16 protein-coding genes are annotated in these 18082 nt (G+C 70.5%); all 16 read left to right on the forward strand.

What is annotated here, in order from left to right:
- Positions 1-12: 12 nt before the first annotated feature.
- On the forward strand, positions 13-1185 hold the full coding sequence (locus ACFPFG_RS12325) for a methionine ABC transporter ATP-binding protein (protein ID WP_380106768.1): 1173 nt from the start codon (positions 13-15) through the stop codon (positions 1183-1185).
- Entirely contained in the window at positions 1157-1819 is a 663-nt protein-coding gene (locus ACFPFG_RS12330) for a methionine ABC transporter permease (RefSeq protein WP_012203707.1), read from the forward strand. Before ACFPFG_RS12325 ends, ACFPFG_RS12330 begins: the two co-directional genes overlap by 29 nt.
- 83 nt (positions 1820-1902) lie before the next feature.
- Complete coding sequence (locus tag ACFPFG_RS12335; protein ID WP_380106771.1) at positions 1903-3195, forward strand: SfnB family sulfur acquisition oxidoreductase; 1293 nt, start codon at positions 1903-1905, stop codon at positions 3193-3195.
- Positions 3196-3200: 5 nt separating this feature from the next.
- A complete protein-coding gene (locus tag ACFPFG_RS12340) occupies positions 3201-4478 on the forward strand; it encodes an SfnB family sulfur acquisition oxidoreductase (protein WP_380106773.1) in 1278 nt (425 codons plus the stop codon).
- A 25-nt stretch (positions 4479-4503) separates the two neighbouring features.
- Positions 4504-5328 carry a MetQ/NlpA family ABC transporter substrate-binding protein gene (locus tag ACFPFG_RS12345; RefSeq protein WP_380106775.1) on the forward strand — a complete coding sequence of 275 codons (825 nt, stop codon included), beginning with the start codon at positions 4504-4506 and terminating at the stop codon, positions 5326-5328.
- Positions 5329-5353: 25 nt separating this feature from the next.
- Positions 5354-6718: an LLM class flavin-dependent oxidoreductase gene (locus tag ACFPFG_RS12350; RefSeq protein ID WP_013803957.1), complete on the forward strand. Its 1365-nt coding sequence runs from the start codon at positions 5354-5356 to the stop codon at positions 6716-6718.
- Positions 6719-6806: 88 nt separating this feature from the next.
- Positions 6807-8117 (forward strand): acyl-CoA dehydrogenase family protein, encoded by a 1311-nt coding sequence (locus ACFPFG_RS12355; protein ID WP_380106777.1) that lies wholly within the window; start codon positions 6807-6809, stop codon positions 8115-8117.
- Positions 8118-8388: 271 nt separating this feature from the next.
- Entirely contained in the window at positions 8389-9012 is a 624-nt protein-coding gene (gene msuE, locus ACFPFG_RS12360; RefSeq protein ID WP_013803959.1) for an FMN reductase, read from the forward strand.
- On the forward strand, positions 9009-10190 hold the full coding sequence (locus ACFPFG_RS12365) for an acyl-CoA dehydrogenase family protein (protein ID WP_380106779.1): 1182 nt from the start codon (positions 9009-9011) through the stop codon (positions 10188-10190). Before msuE ends, ACFPFG_RS12365 begins: the two co-directional genes overlap by 4 nt.
- A 9-nt stretch (positions 10191-10199) precedes the next feature.
- Complete coding sequence (locus ACFPFG_RS12370; protein ID WP_380106781.1) at positions 10200-11366, forward strand: sigma 54-interacting transcriptional regulator; 1167 nt, start codon at positions 10200-10202, stop codon at positions 11364-11366.
- Entirely contained in the window at positions 11363-12517 is a 1155-nt protein-coding gene (ssuD, locus tag ACFPFG_RS12375; protein ID WP_197957278.1) for an FMNH2-dependent alkanesulfonate monooxygenase, read from the forward strand. The genes ACFPFG_RS12370 and ssuD overlap by 4 nt, the downstream gene beginning before the upstream one ends.
- 101 nt (positions 12518-12618) lie before the next feature.
- Positions 12619-13533, forward strand: coding sequence for a LysR family transcriptional regulator (locus tag ACFPFG_RS12380; RefSeq protein WP_012203697.1), 915 nt, complete (start codon positions 12619-12621; stop codon positions 13531-13533).
- Positions 13534-13700: 167 nt separating this feature from the next.
- The gene (locus ACFPFG_RS12385; protein WP_183019128.1) at positions 13701-15074 is read left to right on the forward strand and encodes an SLC13 family permease; all 1374 of its coding nucleotides are present in this window, start codon (positions 13701-13703) and stop codon (positions 15072-15074) included.
- 65 nt (positions 15075-15139) lie between these two features.
- Positions 15140-16822, forward strand: a complete 1683-nt coding sequence (gene mdcA / locus ACFPFG_RS12390) for a malonate decarboxylase subunit alpha (RefSeq protein WP_312377322.1) — start codon at positions 15140-15142, stop codon at positions 16820-16822.
- A gap of 10 nt (positions 16823-16832) precedes the next feature.
- A complete protein-coding gene (gene mdcC / locus ACFPFG_RS12395) occupies positions 16833-17165 on the forward strand; it encodes a malonate decarboxylase acyl carrier protein (RefSeq protein ID WP_380106784.1) in 333 nt (110 codons plus the stop codon).
- Complete coding sequence (locus ACFPFG_RS12400) at positions 17162-18079, forward strand: biotin-independent malonate decarboxylase subunit beta (RefSeq protein WP_063327115.1); 918 nt, start codon at positions 17162-17164, stop codon at positions 18077-18079. The genes mdcC and ACFPFG_RS12400 overlap by 4 nt, the downstream gene beginning before the upstream one ends.
- The last annotated feature ends 3 nt before the right edge of the window (positions 18080-18082 follow it).

The raw sequence follows: 18082 nt of genomic DNA on the forward strand, positions 1-18082 counted from the left end.
AGGACTTCAGCCATGTCAACCAGCATTGCAGCCAGGCAGCCCCTGGCGGACAGGCCGGCCCATGAGGCGGGCAGGCGCTCATCGGCAGCGGCCGGCACCACGCGGGAATCCATCCGCGGACCCGGCGCCGTGGCCTTCAGCAGCGTGGCCAAGACCTACCAGTCTTCGGCCGGGCCCGTACAGGCGCTGGACGCGATCAGCCTGGAGATCGCGCCGGGCAGCATCTTCGGCATCATCGGGCGCAGCGGCGCGGGCAAGTCCAGCCTGCTGCGCACCATCAACCGGCTGGAGCAGCCCAGCAGCGGCCAGGTGCGGGTCGACGGCGTGGACATCGGCACGCTGGACGAATCGCAACTGGTGCAGCTGCGCCGGCGCATCGGCATGATCTTCCAGCACTTCAACCTGCTGTCGGCCAAGACGGTGCATGACAACGTGGCCCTGCCCCTGCAGGTGGCGGGCCTGCCGCGCGCACGCATCGATGCGCGGGTGAAAGAGCTGCTGGCCCTGGTGGGCCTGCAGGAGAAGGCAGACACCTATCCGAGCCGGCTGTCGGGCGGGCAAAAGCAGCGCGTGGGCATTGCCCGCGCCCTGGCCACCGACCCCGAGATCCTGCTGTGCGACGAGGCCACCTCGGCCCTGGACCCCGAGACCACGCAGTCCATCCTGGAGCTGCTGCGCACCATCAACCGCAAGCTGGGCATCACCATCATCCTGATCACGCACGAGATGAGCGTGATCCGCGAGATCGCCGACCGCGTGCTGGTGCTCGAGCAGGGCCGCATCGCCGAGCTGGGCGAGGTCTGGAAGGTCTTCGGCAACCCGCAGCACCCGGCCACGCGCGCCCTGCTGGCACCGCTGCAGCACGGCCTGCCCGACGACCTGCGCCAGCGCCTGCTGCCCGACGCGCCCGCAGGCCGCCACGAACGCATCCTGCAGCTGGCCTACCGCGGCGAGGACGGGCTGGAGCCCGACTTCCCGCGCATCGCCCAGGCCCTGGGCGGCCGGGTGCGCCTGCTGCATGGCGGCGTGGACCGCATCCAGGGCCATGCCCAGGGGCAGCTGCTGATCGCGCTGGGCGGCGGCACGGCCGCGCATGACTGGCACACATTGACGCAGGGCCCGGCGGCCATTGCGCATGACATCAAGGATCTCGGATATGTCGCTGAATCTGTCCATTCCCATTGAGCGCTACGGCAACGCGCTGGCCGACACGCTGATGATGGTCGGCGTCTCGGGCGGCATCGCGCTGGCGGCGGGCATTCCGCTGGCGGTGCTGCTCATCGTCACCGCGCCCGGCGGCTTCCTGGCCTCGCCGCGCACGCACCGCGCGCTGGGCAGCGTGATCAACGGCTTCCGTGCCACGCCCTTCATCGTGCTGCTGGTGGCGCTGATCCCGTTCACGCGGCTGGTGACGGGCACCACCATCGGCGTGTGGGCGGCCATCGTGCCGCTGGCCATCAGCGCCACGCCGTTCTTCGCGCGCATCGTCGAGGTCAGCCTGCGCGAGGTCGATCCCGGCCTCATCGAGGCAGCCCAGGCCATGGGCTGCCGCAAGTGGGACATCGTGCGCCACGTCTACCTGCCCGAGGCCCTGCCCGGCATCGTGGGCGGCTTCACCATCACCCTGGTGGCGCTGATCAGCTCCTCGGCCATGGCCGGCGCCGTGGGCGCGGGCGGCCTGGGCGACCTGGCCATCCGCTACGGCTACCAGCGCTTCGACACCCAGGTGATGCTGCTGGTGATTGCCGTGCTGATCGCGCTGGTCACCGTGGTCCAGGTGCTGGGCGACCGCTACGTGCGCCGGCTGCGCAGCCGCTGACGCTGAAAACAGGCACCACGCCTTTCCCTCCGGGGCCGCCGCCTGGCGGCCCTCTCCCCACCGACTCAGCAACGAGGCACGGAATGACCACACCGGATGCCCTGGGCGCAGCCTTGCCCGGCAACACACACCACACCCCGGGCGGGGCGCTGCGGCGCCTGCCCCTGCCGCCCTCCACCCCGCACCGCATCACCAGCGAGGCCGAGGCCCTGCAGGCCGCCCAGACCCTGGCCGACGAATGGCGCGTGGACGCAGCGGCCCGCGACCACGAGCGGCGCCTGCCCTGGCAGGAAATCGAGCGCCACACGGCCAGCGGGCTGGGCGCCATCACCGTGCCCCGCGCCTACGGCGGCCTGGGCGCCTCGTACGAGACGCTGGCCCAGGTCTTCGTCACGCTGTGCGCGGCCGACCCTTCGCTGGGCCAGATTCCGCAGAACCATTTCGCCGTGCTGCAGAACCTGCGGGACATGGGCAGCGAGTCCCAGAAGCGCCGCTGGTTCGCCGACGTGCTGGCCGGCCACCGCCTGGGCAATGCCGGGCCGGAGCGCAAGGGCCGCGCGGCCCATGTCCTGGAGGCCACGGCGCGCCTGTCGCGCGATGCGGCAGGCGGCCTGCGCGTCAGCGGCACGCGCTTTTACTCCACGGGTTCGGCCTTCGCGCACTGGGTGCCCTTCCGTGCCCAGGACGAGGAGGGCCGCATCGTGCAGGTCTGGGTGCGGCGCGATGCGCCGGGCGTGACCGTGTTCGACGACTGGGACTCCTTCGGCCAGCGCACCACGGCCAGCGGCAGCGTGCAGCTGGACCAGGTGCAGGTACGGCCCGATGACGTGGTGCCTGCCTGGCAGTTCGAGGCCACGCCCTCGCTGTCCGGCCCGGTGTCGCAGCTGATCCAGGCCTCCATCGACGCGGGCATTGCCCAGGGCGCGCTGCGCGACGCGGTGGACTTCGTGCGCGACAAGAGCCGGCCCTGGATGGACTCCGGCGTGGCGCGTGCCAGCGACGATCCCCACCTCATCCACGAGGTCGGCCAGCTGCAGATCGAGGTGGACGCGGCCCATGCCGTGCTGCTGGAGGCCGCGCGCACGCTGGATGCACTTGCTGCAGCGGCTGCTGGCCCGGTGGACGAGCAGGCCAGCGCCCAGGCCTCGGTGGCCGTGGCCGAGGCCAAGATCCTCACCACCGAGGCCGCGCTGCAGGCCGGCGAGCACCTGTTCGCGCTGGCCGGCTCCTCGGCCAGCCGCGCTGCCCACCGCCTGGACCGCCACTGGCGCAACGCCCGCGTGCACACGCTGCACGACCCCGTGCGCTGGAAATACCACCTGCTGGGCAACTACCTGCTCAACGGCGCCCTGCCGCGCCGCCACCAGTGGAACTGACCGCCATGACACAGACATCGACCCAGGAGCTGCAGGCCCTGGCCTCCACGCCGGGCAGCCAGCCCGCGCCCGCAGCGCCTCCAGCCCGGCCCGCCCACATCATCGGCAGCGAGGCCGAGGCCCTGGAGGCAGCCCGCAGCTTTGCTGCCCTCATCGCCCCCGGCGCGCTGGCGCGCGACCGCGACCGCCTGCTGCCCTGGCAGGAGGTGGAGCAGTTCAGCCAGAGCGGCCTGTGGGGCATCACCATTCCCCGGGAGTACGGCGGCGCGGGCGTATCCACGGGCACGCTGACGCAGGCCATTGCCCTGATTGCGGCGGCCGATGGCAACTTCGGCCACATTCCGCAGAACCACTACTACTCGCTGGAAGTGCTGCGCGTGGGCGGATCGCCCGCGCAAAAGGCCTTCTTCTATGACCGTGTGCTGCGCGGCGAACGCCTGGGCAATGCGCTGGCCGAGATCGGCCACCGCGACTTCCAGCGCCGCACCCGGCTGCTGCGCGAGAGCGGCGGCTGGTTCGTGCAGGGGCGCAAGTTCTATTGCACGGGCGCCCTGTTCGCGCACTGGATTCCCACCCTGGTCAGCGCGCAGGAAGAGGCGCCGGGGCAAGGCGAGCGCATGTATCTGGTCTTCATCCCGCGCGATGCGGCCGGCGTCACCGTCACCGACGACTGGGACGGCTTCGGCCAGCGCGTGACGGGCAGCGGCTCCGTGCAGTTCGACCGCGTGCGCGTGGAGCCCGAATGGGTGGTGCCCTTCACCAGTTCCTTCGAGCGGCCCACCACCATCGGCCCCTTCGCCCAGATCATCCATGCCGCCCTGGACGCGGGCATTGGCCACGGCGCGCTGCAGGCCGCCCTGCCCTTCATCCGCGAGCATGCGCGGCCCTGGGTGGATGCGGGCGTGGCCAGCGCCACGCAGGACCCGCTGCTGCTGCAGCAACTGGGCAATGTCCACGTGCGCCTGCGCGCCGCCGATGCCCTGGTGGCCCGCGCGGCCCTGGCCGTGGACGCCGCCCAGCGCGCGCCCACGGACGACAGCGTGGCCGCCGCCTCGGTGGCCGTGGCCCAGGCCAAGGCGCTGAGCACCAGCGCCAGCCTGCTGGCCGGCAGCAAGCTGTTCGAGCTGGCGGGCACGGCCTCCACCCTGGCGGGACAGGGCCTGGACCGCTTCTGGCGCAACGCGCGCACCCACACCCTGCACGACCCCGTGCGCTGGAAATACCACGCCGTGGGCAACTACGTGCTCAACGGCATACGCCCGCCGCGCCATGGCGCGCTCTGACCTTTATCAACGACACAGGAATGCAATGATGACAACGACCTTCCCCACCCTCTGGCCCCGGCTGGCCGCCTTCCTGGGCGCTGCCCTGCTCGCGGGCAGCGCCCTGGCCGCGCCCCTGAAGATCGGCGTGGTGCCGGGCATCTTCGCGGACTCGGTGGAAGCTGCCGCCAAGGAAGCCAGGAAGCAGGGCCTGGACGTGCAGGTGGTGGAATTCACCGACTGGGCCACGCCCAACGTGGCGCTGGACGCGGGCGACATCGACCTCAACTACTACCAGAACAGCAACTACCTGGCCAATGCAGCGCGCAGCAAGGGCTTCAAGTTCACCAGCGTGCAGGCGGGCATCCTGTCCTACCTGGGCCTGTACTCCACGCGCCACAAATCCCTGGCCGACCTGCCCACGGGCGCCAAGGTGGCCATTGCCAGCGACCCCGTCAACGTGGGCCGCGGCCTGCGCCTGCTGCAGCACGCAGGCCTGATCACCCTGCGCCCCGACACCGGGCTGCTGGGCACCCAGGCGGACATCGTCTCCAACCCCAGGAAGCTGCAGTTCGTGGAGATCGAGGGCCCGCAGCTGGCGCGCACCACGCCCGACGTGGACCTGGCCCAGGGCTTTCCGTATTTCATCATCGCCTCCAAGGCCTTCGATGCCAGCAAGGGCCTGGCCTACACCAGCTACGAGGACGACTCCTGGGCCATCCAGTTCGTGGCCCGCAGCGACCGCGCGGCCGACCCGCGCATCGCCCGCTTCCTGGACATCTACAAAAACTCCGACGTGGTGCGCAAGACCATCCACGCCTTCTACCTGAACGACCAGAAGCTCTACCGCCTGGCCTGGTTGAAGAACTGACGCAACGGACTGCAGGACCCGCCCCATGACGCAAGCCAAGCGCCACATCCACGTCAACGCCTTCAACATGAACTGCGTGGGCCACATACACCACGGCCTGTGGACCCATCCGCGCGACCGCTCCACCGAGTACGGCACGCTGGCCTACTGGACCCACATCGCCAGGGTGCTGGAGGAAGGCCTGTTCGACGGCATCTTCATTGCCGACGTGGTCGGCTACTACGACGTCTACCAGGGCGGCGTGGACCTGACCCTGCGCGAAGGCATACAGCTGCCCGTCAACAACCCCTGGCTGCTGGTCTCGGCCATGGCGGCGGTGACGCGGCACATCGGCTTCGGCCTCACGGCCACCGTGGGCGCGCACCAGCCCTATACCTTTGCGCGCGACGTGACCACGCTGGACCAGCTGACCAACGGCCGCATCGGCTGGAACATCGTCACCGGCTATGTGGACAGCGGCGCGCGCGGCCTGGGCCAGGACGGCCTGGCCGAGCACGACAGCCGCTACGACCGCGCCGACGACTTCCTGGAGCTTTCCTACAAGCTCTGGGAAGGCAGCTGGGAAGAGGGTGCCGTGATCGCCGACAAGGCGCGGCGCATCCACGCCCTGCCCGGCAAGGTGCACCCTGTGGTGCACGAGGGGCCGTTCTACCGCGCCAACGCCATCCACATGAGCGCGCCCTCGCCCCAGCGCACGCCCGTGCTGTTCCAGGCCGGCACCTCGCCGCGCGGGCTGCGCTTTGCAGGCCGGCATGCCGAGGGCATCTTCATCGGCGCGCGCACGCCCGAGGCCGCGCGCGAGGCCTCGCGCCAGCTGCGCCAGGCCGCCGTGGACGCGGGCCGTCGTCCCGAGGACATCAAGATCTACGCCGGCGTGGCCGTGGTGCCCGGCCGCACCGAGGCCGAGGCCCGCGAGAAATACGCCGACTACCTGGCCCACGCCAGCGCGGAAAGCGGGCTGGCCCACTTTGCCGCCAGCACCGGCGTGGACTTTGCGCAGTACGGGCTGGACGACCCCATCTCCTTCGGCAACACCAACGCCATCCAGTCGGCGGCCCAGGCCGCCCAGAAGCAGGGCTGGACCACGCGGCGCAAGCTGCTGGAGCAGTTCACGCTGGGCAGCCGCTACGCCACCATCGTGGGCGACCCGTCCCAGGTGGCCGACGAGCTGGAGCGCTGGATCGACGTGGGCGAGATCGACGGTTTCAACCTGACGCGCATCGTCGCGCCCGAGACCTGGGAAGACTTCGCCCGCCTGGTCGTGCCCGAGCTGCAGAACCGGGGCCGCTACCGCACCAGCTACGGCGAGGACGCCACGCTGCGCCAGCGCCTGTTCGGCCAGGGCGACCGCCTGCCCGCCAGCCACGCCGCCGCGCGCTGGCGGCGTTGAAGTCCTTAGCCACCCTCCCCCACCGGCCCGTGGCCCGGCTCTGCCTTGCAGGCAGGCCGGGTTGGCGGGCCTTTGAATTTGCAAAGCCATGACCACCACCCTCCCCTGCGCCACCGAGCCTGCGGCCTACGCGGCGCCCGGCCCAACCACAGACGGCCCGACCGATCCAGACGCGCCCTCGCTGCCATCCCTGCAGGCGCGCTTTCGCCCCGTGTTCGACCGCATCGCCCAGGGTGCGGCCGAGCGCGAACGCACGCGCAGCCTGGCCCATGAACCCATCGCCTGGCTGCGTGACAGCGGCTTCACCGCGCTGCGCGTGCCGCGCCGCCTTGGCGGGGCCGGCGCCAGCGTGGAGCAGCTGTTTGCGCTGTGGACCGAACTGGCCGAGGCCGACTCCAACGTCGCCCAGATCCTGCGCCCGCACTTCGGCTTTCTGGACCGCGTGCTCATCGACCGCGATGCCGCCACCCAGGCCCGCTGGCTGCCGCTGGCCGCGCGCGGCGCCGTGTTCGGCAATGCCACCACCGAGGTAGGCACGGGCACCCTGGGCACGCTGCAGACCACCCTGGTGCCCGATGCGCAGCCCGGCTGGTGGCGGCTGGACGGACACAAGTTCTACAGCACGGGCACGCTGTATGCCGACTGGGTGACCGTGGTGGCGCGCGCGGTGGAGCCGGGCAAGGAAGACCAGACCGTGCACGCCGTCGTGCCCACCTCGGAGGCGGGCGTGCAGCGCTTCGATGACTGGCGCGGCTTTGGCCAGCGCCTGACCGGCTCGGGCACCACCGTGCTCAGCCAGGTGCGCGTGCCCGACGATGCCGTGATCCGCTTCCCGCGCGCCCAGCCCACGCCCCTGGTGGCCTATTTCCAGCTGGCACACCTGGCCACCCTGGCCGGCATCGCGCGGGCCTTGCAGCGCGATGCCATCGCCTATGTGCAGGCGCGCCGCCGCGTGTTCAGCCACGGCAGCGCCACCCTGCCCAAGGACGATCCGCTGGTGCAGCACATCGTCGGCCAGCTGGCCGGCACGGCCTACATCGCGGGCCTGGCCGTGGCCGACGTGGCCGCCGAACTGGGCCGCATCGCGCGCGAGCGCGAGGCCGGGCGCGAGGTGCCGCTGCAGCAGCTGCATGCCCTGGAGCTGCGCACGGCCCAGGCCCAGGTGGCCGTGGTCGATCCCGTGCTGCAGGCGGCCGCGCGGCTGTTCGAGGTGGGCGGCTCCAGCGCCCTGTCCGAAGACCTGGCACTGGACCGCCACTGGCGCAATGCGCGCACCCTGGCCTCGCACAACCCCGTGCTGTACAAGGCCCGCTCGGCGGGCGACATCCTGCTCAACGGCGCCGACCCCATCTACTACTGGCACGTGGGCGTGACGGGCGTGACGGGCGTGGCGGGCTGAAGGCCCTTGCGCGGCCGCGCTGCGCAGGGACGGGCGCAGCGGCCGTGCGCATATCGCCAGAACGCATTAGCACATGCCATGCCCCGAAAAAATCCCTTCTGAAACAAGCACTTGCCAAGGCATCCAAACCGATAAGCAAATGCGTTAAGTTTCTTTCGCCATACCGGCGTTCGGCCCTGTAATGAAGGCATCCATCCCACCTCGTCCGGGCTGGCAGTCTTCGCAAACCGCATGCCGCGCTGCCTCCTGGAACCCACGCCAAGGAGTTTCCATGAGCCGATCGCTGAAGACTGTCATCGTCAATGGCAGCCTGAGCCGCCCCTCCCGCACCCGTGTCCTGCTGGACGCCCTGCATGCCCGCCTGGGCCAGGAGCTGCCGCTGCAGGCACAGGTCATCGACCTGCTGGACCTGCAGCCCCACCTGGGCGCGGCCCTGTCCAAGAACGACCTGCCACCGGCCACGCTGCAGGCCATCGAAGCCATCGAGCAGGCCGACTTCCTCATCGTCGGCGCGCCGGTCTTCCGCGCCAGCCTGCCGGGCCTGCTCAAGCACCTGTTCGACCTCATCGACCTGGACGCGCTGCAGGGCACGCCCGTGCTGCTGGCCGCCACCGGCGGCAGCCCGCGCCACGCCCTCATCCTGGACCACCAGCTGCGCCCGCTGTTCGGCTTTTTCTCGGCCCTCACCCTGCCCATTGGCGTGTACTCCACGCCCGAGGACATCCAGGACGGCCAGGTGCACAGCGAATCGCTGCGCCAGCGCATCGAGCTGACCGTGCAGCTGTCGGCCCCGGTGCTGCGCGGTGCGCTGCAGCAGTTGGTGCAGGCCCAGGCCGAGGCACAGCGGCCCGTTCCCGAAGCCGCCGACCTGGCTCTGGCCGGGCAGCCCGCGTGAGCCAGGCAGAGGCCGTCCCTGCGGACCCGATAGCCACTGCGCAGGATCTGGCGCAGCGCCTTGCCGCCACGGCAGCCCGGCGCGATGCCGCAGGCGGCACGCCCAAGGCCGAGCGCGATGCGCTGCGCGCCAGCGGCCTGCTGGCACTGAGCATTCCGCGCGAGCTGGGCGGCCTGGGCGCGGACTGGGTGCAGACGCTGGAGACGGTGCGCATCCTGGCCACGGCAGACGGCTCGCTGGCCCATGTCTACGGCTTCCAGCACCTGCACCTGGCCACCGTGCAACTGTTCGGCCAGCCCGCCCAGTGGCAGCCCTGGCTGCTGCAGACGGCGCGCCACCGCTGGTTCTGGGGCAATACGCTGAACCCTCTGGACCGCCGCACCACGGCCACGCGCCAGCCCGGCCACTGGGAGTTCTCGGGCAAGAAAAGCTTCACCTCGGGCGCGCTGGACTCGCAGATGCTGGTGGCCTCGGCCATCGATGCCGACAGCGGCCAGCTGCTGATCGGCGTGGTGCCCACGGAGCGCACGGGCATCACCTTGCTGCGCGACTGGGACAACATGGGCCAGCGCCAGACCGACAGCGGCTCGGCCCTGTTCGAGCGCGTGCGCGTGGAGGCGGCCGAGCTGCTGCTGGACCCCGGCCCGCTGTCCACGCCGCATGCCGCGCTGCGCCCGCTGCTGGCCCAGCTCATCCTGGCCCATCTGTTCCTGGGCATTGCCCAGGGCGCGCTGGAGCAGGCGCGCGGCTACACGCTGAACGAGGCGCGTCCCTGGTTCAAGTCCCCTGCCGATGCGGCCAGCGCAGACCCCCACATCCAGGCGCTGTATGGCGAGCTGTGGGCCGCGCTGGAAGGCGCACGCCTGCTGACCATGCAGGCCGCGCAGCGCTTTGACGCCGCCTGGCGCCGGGGAGCTGCGCTGACCGCCCACGAGCGCGGCGAAGTCGCCGTGGCCGTGACGGCCGCCAAGATTGCCACCACGCGCTCGGGGCTGGACCTGTCCAGCCGCATCTTCGAGGCCACGGGTGCGCGCGCCACGCACGCGGCGCTGCGCTTTGACCGCTTCTGGCGCAACCTGCGCACGCAGACGCTGCACGACCCGCTGCACTACAAGCTGCAGGAGCTGGGCGACTGGGTGCTCAACGGAACCCATCCGCAGCCCAGCTTCTACTCGTGACGCCGCGCCATGAACACCCGTCTGCCCACCTGGCCGCCCGGCAAGTCCTCGGCAACACCTGCGCCCATACCTGCAACCGTGCATGCGCCCGCAGCCTCTGCCGCACACGATGACGGCGCCGCGCCCGCGCCGTGGATACTGCAAGACCCGGCCTCGCAGGCCCTGCTCAAGACCATGGGACAGGTGGCCGCCAGCGAGGCCGGCGTCCTCATCCTGGGCGACAGCGGCGCCGACAAGGAAATGGTGGCCCGCCACATCCACCGCCTGAGCCCGCGCCGCCACGGCCCCTTTGTCGCCGTCAACTGCGGCGCGCTGTCCGAGGCCATGATCAACGCCGAGCTCTTCGGCCACGAAAGCGGTGCGCTGACGGGTGCCTTCGGCAACCTGCCCGGCCGCTTCGAGGACGCCCACGGCGGCACCCTGCTGCTGGACGAGATCGACGACCTGCCCCTGCACATCCAGAGCAAGCTGGTGCGCGTGCTGCAGGACAAGGCGGTCACCCGCATCGGCGCCAGCCAGCGCACGCCGGCCAACGTGCGCGTGCTCGCGGCCAGCAGCGCGCCACTGCACACCAAGGTGGCGGCGCGGCGCTTTCGCGAAGACCTGTACTACCTGCTCGATGTCGTCACCCTCACCGTGCTGCCGCTGCGCCAGCGCCCGGCCGACATCCTGCCGCTGGCGCGCCACTTCATCGCGAGCTACTGCCAGCGCATGCGCTACGCGCCCATGACACTCAGCCAGGACGCGCAGCGCAAGCTGCTGGAGCACGACTGGCCCGGCAACAGCCGCGAGCTGGAGAACGTCATCCACCGCAGCCTGCTGCTGACCCAGGGCATGCACATCGGCGCGGGCGACCTGCACATCGCCTGCAGCCAGGGCGAGCCCGATCCCGCCCCCACACGCGAGGCCGAACACGGTGCCCAGGCCGCCGCCGCCGAACTGGCCCTGGGCGAAGCGCTGGACAGCCTGTGCGACGTGCATGCCGAAGGCCTGGAGCAGCACGTGCTGGGCGCCCTGCTGCTCAAGACCTGGCAGCGCAACCGCGGCAACCAGGTGCAGACCGCGCGCCAGCTGGGCATCAGCCGCAGCGTGGTGCGCGCGCGGCTGCAGCGCCTGGGCCAGGTGCCGGGCGAGGCCGCGCCACCGTCTTTTCCATCGTCCCCGGAGATCCCATGAGCCAAGACCCCCACGCATCGCCAGACATCTTCTGGTTCCTGCCCACCTCGGGCGACACGCGCTACCTCGGCACCTCCGACTTCGGCCGCGCCCCCACCAACGCCTATATGCGCCAGATCGCCGTCACGGCCGAGGAGCTGGGCTACGACGGCCTGCTGATCCCCACCGGAAGCTCCTGCCTGGACCCCTGGGTGGTGGCCTCCAGCCTGGTGCCCGTCACGCAGCGCATCAAGCTGCTGGTGGCCCTGCGCACCTCGCTGGGCGCGCCCGTGTCCAGCGCACGCCAGGCCGCCACGCTGGACCAGGCCCTGGGCGGGCGCCTGCTGCTCAACGTGGTGCCCGGGGGTGATGCCACCGAGCTGGAGGCCGACGGCATCTTCCTGGCCCACGACGAACGCTATGCCTATGCCGATGAATTCCTGACCATCTGGCGCCGCCTGCTGGCCGGCGAGGCCGTGGATTTCGATGGCAAATACTTCAAGGTCAAGCAGGGCCGCAACTTCTTTCCCCCGGTGCAAAAGCCGCATCCGCCGCTGTACTTCGGCGGCTCCTCGGACGCCGCCCACGACCTGGCCGCGCGCCAGGTGGACGCCTACCTCACCTGGGGCGAGCCCCCCGCCGCCGTGGCCGAAAAGTTCGCCGACGTCCGCCGCCGCGCCGCACAGCAGGGCCGCCAGGTCCGCCTGGGCGTGCGGCTGCACGTCATCGTGCGCGAGACCAACGAAGAGGCCTGGGCCGATGCCGAGCGCCTGATCAGCAAGCTCACCGACGAGGACATCGCCCGCGCCCAGGCCGGCTATGCGCGCATGGACTCCGTGGGTCAGTCGCGCATGGCCGCGCTGCACGGCGGGCGGCGCGACCGGCTGGAGGTGGCGCCCAACCTCTGGGCCGGCGTGGGCCTGGTGCGCGGCGGCGCCGGCACGGCCCTGGTCGGCGATGCCGCCACCGTGGCCGAGCGCCTGCGCGAGTACGCCGCGTTGGGTGCGGACAGCTTCGTGCTCTCGGGCTACCCGCACCTGGAGGAATCCATCCGCTTTGCCGAGCTGGTCTTTCCCCTGCTCGGCAAGCGGGCCGTCACCACCAGCGACCAGGCCCAGACCGGCGGCGCCTTCGACATCCGCAGCATCCGGCGCAGCCAATCCGCATCGTGAGCCGCCCGGGGCCGCGGCCCCCGGACAGACCGGAGTCTGTGCACGCAACGCGATCAACGCCACAATCCGCCCGTCCCCCACGATGAGAGCGTGACGTTGCCATGAGCCTGAGAATCGATGACGAAATAACCTTCCGCAGACTCGAGGTGCTGCTCGCCTTCCTGGAGACAGGCAATCTCGCCAAGACGGCGGAACGGCTGGAGACCAGCTCGGTCAGCGTGCACCGCGCCCTGCACGCGCTGGAGGCCGGCATGCGTTGCGCCCTGTTCCGGCACGAGGGGCGCAACCTCAAGCCCACCGAGGCAGCGCAGACCCTGGCCGATGTCGCCAGGGAAGTGCTGGCCACCATGTCCGAGGGCATACGCGCCACGCGCGAGGTGGCGGGCTACTCGGCGGACCGCATCCGCATCGGCTCGCTGTACTCCCTGACCAACCGCACCGTGCCCGCACTGGTGATGGCGCTGAAGCTGCGCCGCCCCGATCTGCAGACCGAACTGGTGCTGGGCTCGAACGCCGGCCTGCTGGAGCGGCTGCGCAACGGAACGCTGGACGCGGCGCTGATGGCCATGCCGGACAACGCCGCCGACATGCAGACGCAGCTGCTGTTCGAGGACGACATTTTCTTTGCCGCGCCCGTGGGCTCGCCCTATGCGCATCTGGCCGAGGTCGATCTGGGCGCCATGGCGCGCGAGAACTTCGTGAGCCTGGGCGAAGGCTTTGCGACCTATGGAGGCTTCATCGAGTCCTTCCGGGTGGCCGGCTTCACGCCCAACGTGGTGATGAAGACGGATGACATCTTCTCGCTGATGAACCTGGTCAGCGGCGGCGTCGGCTACACGCTGCTGCCCGGGCGGGTGCGCGGCGTGATGCCGCAGAAGGTGCAGCTGATACCGCTGCAGGCCAGGTACCTGATGCGCCAGACCATCGTGCTGACCTTTTTGCGCTCCCGCGAACGCGACCCCAACCTGCTGGCCCTGCTCAGCGTGTGCCGCCTCGCGGACGGGCAGCTCGGCTGACCCGCCATGCCGGGGGCGACAGCCCCGCTTCGCCGGGTTAACCCTTCATTGTTTCTCTCTGCGTAATTGTTGGCGCTCGCGCTTTATTGATGCGCTCCGGGCCGCCGCGTACCGTGCATACCAGCATGCACACGTATTGCAGGCGCATAAAAAACCGGAGACATCGCATGAATTCCCATTGGATATCGATTGGCGCGTTGATAGGCATGTTCGTCCTGGCGACGGCATTGCCCATCAACATGGGCCTGCTGGCCTTTGTCGGGGCCTTCCTGGTCGGCACCCTGGTGGCCGGCATGGGGACCAAGGCCATCATTGGCGGTTTTCCCGCCGACCTGTTTCTGACGCTGGCGGGCATCACCTACCTGTTCGCGCTGGCGCAGAACAACGGAACCATCGACTGGCTGGTCCGCATGGCGGTGCGCGCCGTGCGCGGGCGCATCGCCGCCATACCGTGGATCATGTTCTTCATTGCGGCCCTGCTGACGGCGGTGGGCGCCGTCAGCCCTGCGGCCGTGGCCATCATCGCGCCCATTGCCCTGGGCTTTGCCGCCAGGTACGGCATCAATCCGCTGATGATGGGTCTGCTGGTGATCCATGGCGCGCAGGGCGGCGGCTTCTCGCCCATCAGCATCTACGGCGGCATCACCAACAAGATCGTGGCCAAGGCGGGCCTGCCGCTCAACGAGATGGCCACCATGCTGGCCAGCATGGGGGTCAACCTGGCCGTGGCCGTGCTGCTGTTCTTCCTGATGGGCGGCGCCCGGCTGATGCGCATGAAGGCCGATGCCGATGGCAGCGTGCCCGCCACGCCGCGCGTCTCGCATGCCCAGGGCGGCGCCCAGGTGTATGGCGACGCCGAAGGCGAGGCCCTGTCCGAGGAGCGCAACACGGCTGCACGCTCCAGCGACTCGCTGATGCGCGCCGCCCCTGAACAGGACGCCGCCCCGCAATCGCGCAGCTACCAGGTGGCCACCGTGGTCGGCCTGCTGGCGCTCGCGGTCCTCACCCTGTTCTTCAAGCAGGACATCGGCTTTGTCTCCATCACCATCGGCCTGGTGCTGACGCTGATGGCGCCCAACCTGCAAAAGCGCGCGCTGGGCCAGGTGTCCTGGCCCGAGATCATGCTCATCGTGGGTGTCAGCACCTATGTGGGCGTGATGGACAAGATGGGCACCATCGACTTCGTCGGCCACAGCGTGGCGCAGCTGACCTCGCCCCTGGTGGCGGCCTTGCTGCTGTGCTTCGTGGGCGCCGTGGTGTCGGCCTTCGCCTCCTCGACGGCGGTGCTGGGCTCGCTGATCCCGCTGGCCGTGCCCTTCCTGCAGGGCGGCTCCGATGTGAGCGCCGTCGGCTTCATCGCGGCCATGGCCGTGTCCTCGACCATCGTGGATGTCAGCCCCTTCTCGACCAACGGCGCCCTCGTCCTGGCCAATGCCAAGGGCGTGGACCGCGACCGCTTCTTCCGCCAGCTGATGGTCTACGGCGGCCTTGTCACCCTGGTGGCGCCGCTGCTCGTGTGGCTGCTGTTCGTGGTCCTCTAGCCAGGCACTTCGACCGGGACGCCCGCCCCCTGCCACCTCCATGTCACGCCAACCCCTGATATCCCATGACTGACCCCTCCTGGAACCTCAAAGCCGGGGAGCGCGCCGCCAGGCTGGCGCGCGCCCGGGCCGCCCTCGGGCCGCGCCTGGCCGGCAAGCGCGTCGATGCCGGCGCCATCACCGAGCTGCTGCACGCCGTGCTGGCGCCCGGCGACCGCGTCTGCCTCGAAGGCAACAACCAGAAGCAGGCCGACTTCCTGGCCCGCGCCCTGGTCCAGCTCGATCCGCAGCAGGTGCACGACCTGCACATGGTGCAGTCGGTGCTGGCGCTGCCGGAACACCTGGATGTGTTTGAAAACGGCATCGCGCGGCGGCTGGACTTCAGCTTCTCCGGCCCGCAAGGGGCGCGGCTGGCCAAGCTGGTCTCGGCCCGGCAGCTGGAGATCGGGGCCATCCACACCTACCTGGAGCTGTTCGCGCGCTACTTCGTGGACCTGACGCCCAAGGTGGCCCTGGTCGCCGCCCACGCGGCCGATGCCCAGGGCAACCTGTACACAGGCCCCAACACCGAGGACACGCCGGCCATCGTCGAGGCCACGGCCTTTTCGGGCGGCATCGTCATCGCCCAGGTCAACGAGATGGTGGACGGCACCACCACGGCGCTGCCGCGCGTGGACATTCCCTCGGACTGGGTGCATTTCGTCGTGCAGGCGCCCCGGCCCAACGTCATCGAGCCGCTGTTCACGCGCGACCCGGCCCAGATCAGCGAAATCCAGGTGCTGATGGCCATGATGGCCATCAAGGGCATCTACGCCGAGTACGAGGTCCAGCGCCTGAACCATGGCATCGGCTTCGACACGGCGGCCATCGAGCTGCTGCTGCCGACCTACGGCGAAGCGCTGGGGCTGAAGGGCCGCATTGCGCGGCACTGGGCGCTGAACCCGCATCCGGCGCTGATACCGGCCATCGAGGCCGGCTGGGTGGAGTCCATCCATTCGTTCGGCTCCGAGCTGGGCATGGAGGACTACATCCGTGCGCGCTCGGACGTGTTCTTCACCGGCGCCGACGGCAGCCTGCGCAGCAACCGCGCCTTCTGCCAGGCGGCGGGCCACTATGCCTGCGACCTGTTCATCGGCTCGACGCTGCAGATCGACCTGGACGGCAACAGCTCCACCGCGACGCTGGGGCGCATTGCCGGCTTCGGCGGCGCCCCCAACATGGGAGCGGACGCGCGCGGCCGGCGCCATGCCAGCGCCGCCTGGCTCAAGGCCGGGCGCGAGGCGCGCGCGGGCCGCAGCGGCGCGGCAGGCACGCCGCGCGGGCAAAAGCTGGTGGTGCAGATGGTGGAGACCTTCCGCGAGCACATGCAGCCCGCCTTCGTGGAGCGGCTCGATGCCTGGACGCTGCAGGAGCAGGCCGGCATGGACCTGCCGCCCATCATGATCTACGGCGAGGACGTGACCCACATCCTGACGGAGGAAGGCATCGCCAACCTGCTGCTGTGCCGCAGCGACGAAGAGCGCGAGCAGGCCATCCGCGGCGTGGCCGGCTACACGGCCGTGGGCCTGGCGCGCGACCGTCGCATGGTGGAGAACCTGCGCGACCGCGGGGTGATCCGCCGTCCGCAGGACCTGGGCATCGACCCGCGCCAGGCCACGCGCAATCTGCTGGCCGCGCGCAGCATGCGCGATCTGGCCCAGGCCTCGGGCGGGCTGTACCAGCCTCCCCGCCGATTCAGGAACTGGTAGGAGAGACGATATGAGCGAGATACCCGCAGGGCTGGAGTCCCTGAGCTATTGCTTCGCAGGCGGCCGGCCGGCCGGCGCCTTCGCCCCCGTCCTGGTCGGCGTGGTCGGCTCGGGCAACCTGGAGGTGATGCTGGAGAGCACGGGCAGCGATGGCTGCGAAGTGCAGGTGCAGACCTCGGCACACGGCTTCGGCGCCATCTGGCAGGCCGTGGTGGAGGATTTCCGCGAGCGCCACCCCGTGGGCGGCGTGCGCGTGTCCATCAACGACATGGGGGCCACGCCGGCCGTGGTCAGCCTGCGGCTGGACCAGGCCCTGGCCGAACTGCAGGGAGGCCGGCCATGATCAGCTACGCGGAATGCACGGCGCGCGAGCGCCTGGCGAAGCTGCTGGATGCCGGCAGCTTCCATGAATGGCTGCCGCCCTCCGAGCGTCTGACCAGCCCGCATCTGGCACAACTGGGCGTGCCCAGCGCCTTTGACGACGGCGTGGCCATCGGCCGGGGCCTGCTGGGCGGGCGCACGGTGTTCGTGGCCGCGCAGGAGGGCGAATTCATGGGCGGCGGCGTGGGCGAGGTGCATGGCGCCAAGCTCGTGGGCCTGCTGCGCCGCGCCCTGCTGGAGCGGCCCGCGGCCGTGCTGCTGCTGGCAGAGTCGGGCGGCGTTCGGCTGCATGAGGCCAATGCCGGGCTGATCGCGGTGTCGGAGGTCATGCGCGCCCTGCTGGACGTGCGCGCCTCGGGCATCCCTGTGGTGGTCCTCATCGGCGGGGCCAACGGCTGCTTCGGCGGCATGGGCATCGTGGCGCGCTGCGCCGACCAGGTGGTGATGAGCGACATCGGCCGCCTGGCCATGTCGGGACCGGAGGTGATCGAGGCCTCGCACGGCGTCGATGAATTCGATGCGCGCGACCGCGCCCTGGTCTGGCGCACCACGGGCGGCAAGCACCGCTGGCTGTGCGGCGACTGCGATGCGCTGGTGGCCGACGATGTCGAGGCCTTCCGCGCCGCCGCCATCGCCGCGCTGGACCACTCCCGTCCGGTGAGTCTTGAAGGGCTGCTGCAGGAGCATGCGCTGCTGCGCGCGCGGCTGGACACCCTGGACGCCCTCAAGGCGGGCAGCGCCATCGGCCCGCAGGACGAGGCCATGCGCCTGTGGCAGGCCCTGGGCGTGCCCGACGCCTGGCGCGTGCCCGACCTGGACGCCGCCGCCGTGCGTGCCTTGCGCACCACGCCCGCCACGGGCATTTCACAGGAGTAGCCG

It is taken from the genome of Delftia deserti, assembly GCF_042653485.1.
Lineage (GTDB): Bacteria > Pseudomonadota > Gammaproteobacteria > Burkholderiales > Burkholderiaceae_C > Comamonas > Comamonas acidovorans.

Excerpts from the sequence above, each read along its gene's own strand:
- ACFPFG_RS12330 (WP_012203707.1), top strand. The coding sequence starts at position 1,157 with ATGTCGCTGAATCTGTCCATTCCCATTGAGCGCTACGGCAACGCGCTG.
- ACFPFG_RS12370 (WP_380106781.1), top strand. The coding sequence starts at position 10,200 with ATGAACACCCGTCTGCCCACCTGGCCGCCCGGCAAGTCCTCGGCAACA.
- mdcC (WP_380106784.1), top strand. The coding sequence starts at position 16,833 with ATGAGCGAGATACCCGCAGGGCTGGAGTCCCTGAGCTATTGCTTCGCA.
- ACFPFG_RS12325 (WP_380106768.1), top strand. The coding sequence starts at position 13 with ATGTCAACCAGCATTGCAGCCAGGCAGCCCCTGGCGGACAGGCCGGCC.
- ssuD (WP_197957278.1), top strand. The coding sequence starts at position 11,363 with ATGAGCCAAGACCCCCACGCATCGCCAGACATCTTCTGGTTCCTGCCC.
- ACFPFG_RS12355 (WP_380106777.1), top strand. The coding sequence starts at position 6,807 with ATGACCACCACCCTCCCCTGCGCCACCGAGCCTGCGGCCTACGCGGCG.
- mdcA (WP_312377322.1), top strand. The coding sequence starts at position 15,140 with ATGACTGACCCCTCCTGGAACCTCAAAGCCGGGGAGCGCGCCGCCAGG.
- msuE (WP_013803959.1), top strand. The coding sequence starts at position 8,389 with ATGAGCCGATCGCTGAAGACTGTCATCGTCAATGGCAGCCTGAGCCGC.
- ACFPFG_RS12350 (WP_013803957.1), top strand. The coding sequence starts at position 5,354 with ATGACGCAAGCCAAGCGCCACATCCACGTCAACGCCTTCAACATGAAC.
- ACFPFG_RS12385 (WP_183019128.1), top strand. The coding sequence starts at position 13,701 with ATGAATTCCCATTGGATATCGATTGGCGCGTTGATAGGCATGTTCGTC.
- ACFPFG_RS12400 (WP_063327115.1), top strand. The coding sequence starts at position 17,162 with ATGATCAGCTACGCGGAATGCACGGCGCGCGAGCGCCTGGCGAAGCTG.
- ACFPFG_RS12380 (WP_012203697.1), top strand. The coding sequence starts at position 12,619 with ATGAGCCTGAGAATCGATGACGAAATAACCTTCCGCAGACTCGAGGTG.
- ACFPFG_RS12345 (WP_380106775.1), top strand. The coding sequence starts at position 4,504 with ATGATGACAACGACCTTCCCCACCCTCTGGCCCCGGCTGGCCGCCTTC.
- ACFPFG_RS12340 (WP_380106773.1), top strand. The coding sequence starts at position 3,201 with ATGACACAGACATCGACCCAGGAGCTGCAGGCCCTGGCCTCCACGCCG.
- ACFPFG_RS12335 (WP_380106771.1), top strand. The coding sequence starts at position 1,903 with ATGACCACACCGGATGCCCTGGGCGCAGCCTTGCCCGGCAACACACAC.